Genomic DNA, 3391 nt, shown 5'->3' on the forward strand with positions numbered 1-3391 from the left:
TTTTTATGTTCATTATTTCTACATACTAGCTGTGCTTACGCTGATCGCGGCGGCATCGTTTATCGTAGTGGCGCACCCACCAGTATTTATCGCAGACTTCCTCATGTCCGCTCACGCGCGCCCCGGCGAGCCACAATACCGCACCGAGGAAGATACTCAGCACCGCGCCATGCGCAAAGTATTGTGGGAGGTCAAGCTGCGGTAATTGGTTTAAGATTGAATAACCGACACCGGCGACCATCACGAACAGTCCCAACCCCATTAGCACGTTACCGAGCATCGAAGCGTTTTTGCGTTTCATATGTCACCTCCGGAACTTTGGGTTGTCAGGGGAAAAGCCCCTTCTCCTTGTGTGTAAAGTATAGACAACGCCTCTTATATGAGTTGCGTGAATGATCACATTTACAGATAACTCCCAGACAAAAATTTACAAATAAGACATTGAACAGCTTGAAATTCTAATTGTTCAAATACGTAATTATTCGCATTTCAGTGTAGAGCAGGCAGAACTTTGTCAAGCGGCGCGCCAGACAGTAAACTACGCGCCAGATCTGGAACCCATTAGGAAGTAAATCGTGACGATTAAACTGATTGTCGGCCTCGCCAATCCGGGCGCAGAGTATGCCGCTACCCGCCATAACGCCGGTGCCTGGTATGTTGATCTACTGGCAGAGCGTTTGCGCGCTCCCCTGCGTGAAGAACCCAAGTTTTACGGGTATACCTCACGCATCAATCTTGCGGGTGCCGACGTGCGGTTGCTGGTGCCAACCACCTTTATGAACCTGAGCGGCAAAGCCGTGGCAGCCATGGCAACGTTTTATCGCATCAATCCGGATGAGATCCTGGTGGCTCACGACGAACTGGATCTGCCGCCAGGCGTGGCGAAGTTCAAACTGGGAGGTGGTCATGGTGGCCACAATGGTCTGAAAGATATCATCAGCAAACTGGGTAATAACCCTAATTTCCACCGTTTGCGCGTGGGAATCGGTCATCCGGGCGATAAAAACAAAGTTGTCGGTTTCGTACTGGGTAAACCACCGGTTTCTGAGCAGAAGTTGATTGACGAAGCGGTGGACGAAGCGGCCCGCTGCACCGAGATTTGGCTTCAGGACGGCCTGACGAAAGCCACCAATCGACTGCACGCTTTCAAAGCGCAATAATCGGCGTCCTGGGGCTTTTTTACCGCGCGTCGCGCGGGTTACGTGTATAATAGGCGTAGTTATTTACTTTTCTTCAATCGGTTATCGTTAACGGATTGATTATCAAGATATTAAGGTGATTTAGAAATGGGATTCAAATGCGGTATCGTCGGTCTGCCAAACGTGGGCAAATCCACCCTGTTCAACGCGCTCACCAAAGCAGGTATTGAAGCGGCGAACTTCCCGTTCTGTACCATCGAGCCGAACACCGGTGTTGTTCCTATGCCCGATCCGCGTCTGGATCAGCTCGCGGAAATCGTGAAGCCGCAGCGCATTCTGCCAACCACCATGGAGTTCGTGGACATCGCGGGCCTGGTAAAAGGCGCATCCAAGGGTGAAGGTCTGGGCAACCAGTTCCTGACCAACATTCGTGAAACCGAAGCGATCGGCCACGTTGTGCGCTGCTTCGAGAACGACAACATCATCCACGTAAACAACAAAGTGGATCCGGCTGACGACATCGACATTATCAACACCGAGCTGGCCCTATCTGACCTCGACACCTGCGAGCGCGCCATTCACCGCGTGCAGAAGAAAGCCAAAGGCGGCGACAAAGACGCGAAAGCGGAACTGGCTGCGCTGGAAAAATGTCTGCCACAGCTGGAAAACGCGGGCATGCTGCGCGCGCTGAAAAACCTGACTGACGAAGACAAAGCGGCGATCAAATACCTGAGCTTCCTGACCCTGAAGCCAACCATGTACATCGCCAACGTTAACGAAGACGGTTTCGAGAACAACCCGTATCTGGACAAAGTGCGTGAAATTGCGGCTGCTGAAGGTTCTGTCGTGGTAGCGGTTTGCGCTGCCGTTGAATCTGATATTGCTGAGCTGGACGACGCCGACCGCGAAGAGTTCATGGCCGAGCTGGGTCTGGAAGAGCCGGGTCTGAACCGCGTGATCCGCGCAGGCTATGAACTGCTGAACCTGCAAACCTACTTCACCGCTGGCGTGAAAGAAGTGCGTGCGTGGACTATCCCTGTGGGTGCGACTGCGCCTCAGGCGGCCGGTAAGATCCACACCGACTTCGAGAAAGGCTTTATTCGTGCACAGACTATCGCGTTTGAAGACTTCATCACCTATAAGGGTGAGCAAGGCGCGAAAGAAGCAGGCAAGATGCGTGCGGAAGGGAAAGATTACATCGTTAAAGATGGCGACGTGATGAACTTCCTGTTTAACGTCTGATTTGTTTTGAATGAAAAAAATCCACGCTTAGGCGTGGATTTTTTATAGAGTAACGAACTTATCCCCTCTTGCGCAGATAGAATTCAAGATATTTTTTAGGTCTATCCTGAAACGCACGCTCTTTGCCGTAGTTATAAGCATCGTTAAAATATTTATACGCTTCCTCGAATTGATTCAACTCATAACAGACCATGCCGAGATCGATTAAGGGTGCAGTGTCTATATCCGATCCACGTGTCCGTAATGTCGTCTCTCCCCATTTCTTTGCCTCAGCGTAATCCGCGAGATCAAAATATGCGCTGTACATGCACGCAGCGATCCAGTTAGCAAGTTCCGATTCGAACTTTGGATCAGGAAGAGCTTGCCAGGCTTTTTGGTATTGCTCTAAAGCCACGGCGTATTTTTTGTTGTCGTGAAACTCGTTTCCTTTTTCTACGAAAGATGTCACTCTTTTTCCAACGAATTTATCGCAAGTGTTTTTCATATGTTTATTCATTATCAATCGAAAAAGACCTTCTTGCCTATATCAAAGTGGATATAAACGATAAATGCTTTCAGAAGCAAGGATGTCTCTTAAAGACTGAGTTTTTATTATTAAATTAACCAAAGAAGAAATATTTAAAGCCTTCTACCTCAACATCCTTTAGATTGCTTTTTAGCATAAAATCGATGTCTTCCAGAAAGTCCTCTCTGAAATTAAAATTATCATCTGTAGCATCACCATCATATTTACTTTGTTCTATCTCAATGGCAGAACAAAAAGCATCCAAAAAGTCAGCTAAGGAATTGGAAATAATGAAATTTCTTTTTTGAATACTACCATAAACAGGAGAAGTTATATTTTTGGTATCACAAAAAAGAACGTCACCATTTCTTTCAGCAAAGATTATATATTCATCATGCCAGGTCGTGTCATTTTGAACTCGCCAGCCTGATAGCATTTCATTTAGCTCGACTTTGTTGAATAAATCGAACTTTTGCTGAGTTGAAGGATCAGATCACGCATCTTC

At 47.8% G+C, this 3391-nt stretch carries 5 protein-coding genes; 2 read left to right on the forward strand and 3 right to left on the reverse strand.

All coding sequences use genetic code 11. The features are described from left to right. Window positions 1–25: 25 nt before the first annotated feature. Complete coding sequence (ychH, locus tag ACOTX7_RS11490) at window positions 26–301, reverse strand: stress-induced protein YchH (protein WP_003856655.1); 276 nt, start codon at window positions 299–301, stop codon at window positions 26–28. A gap of 274 nt (window positions 302–575) precedes the next feature. Between ychH and pth the strand changes: the two genes are divergently transcribed. Together pth and ychF are read left to right on the forward strand one after the other, a co-directional pair. Further along, a complete protein-coding gene (gene pth / locus ACOTX7_RS11495; RefSeq protein WP_006810922.1) occupies window positions 576–1160 on the forward strand; it encodes an aminoacyl-tRNA hydrolase in 585 nt (194 codons plus the stop codon). A 126-nt stretch (window positions 1161–1286) separates the two neighbouring features. Continuing rightward, window positions 1287–2381, forward strand: a complete 1095-nt coding sequence (ychF, locus tag ACOTX7_RS11500) for a redox-regulated ATPase YchF (RefSeq protein WP_215771592.1) — start codon at window positions 1287–1289, stop codon at window positions 2379–2381. Window positions 2382–2439: 58 nt separating this feature from the next. Here the strand turns inward: ychF and ACOTX7_RS11505 are convergent, their stop codons facing one another. Together ACOTX7_RS11505 and ACOTX7_RS11510 are read right to left on the reverse strand one after the other, a co-directional pair. After that, window positions 2440–2865 (reverse strand): hypothetical protein, encoded by a 426-nt coding sequence (locus ACOTX7_RS11505; RefSeq protein WP_221813657.1) that lies wholly within the window; start codon window positions 2863–2865, stop codon window positions 2440–2442. Window positions 2866–2980: 115 nt separating this feature from the next. Then, a complete protein-coding gene (locus ACOTX7_RS11510; RefSeq protein ID WP_260630907.1) occupies window positions 2981–3322 on the reverse strand; it encodes a hypothetical protein in 342 nt (113 codons plus the stop codon). Window positions 3323–3391: the final 69 nt, after the last annotated feature.

Origin of the sequence: Enterobacter cloacae complex sp. IR5418 (assembly GCF_049238105.1) — a bacterium.
In the GTDB taxonomy this organism is placed as follows: Bacteria; Pseudomonadota; Gammaproteobacteria; order Enterobacterales; family Enterobacteriaceae; genus Enterobacter; species Enterobacter hormaechei.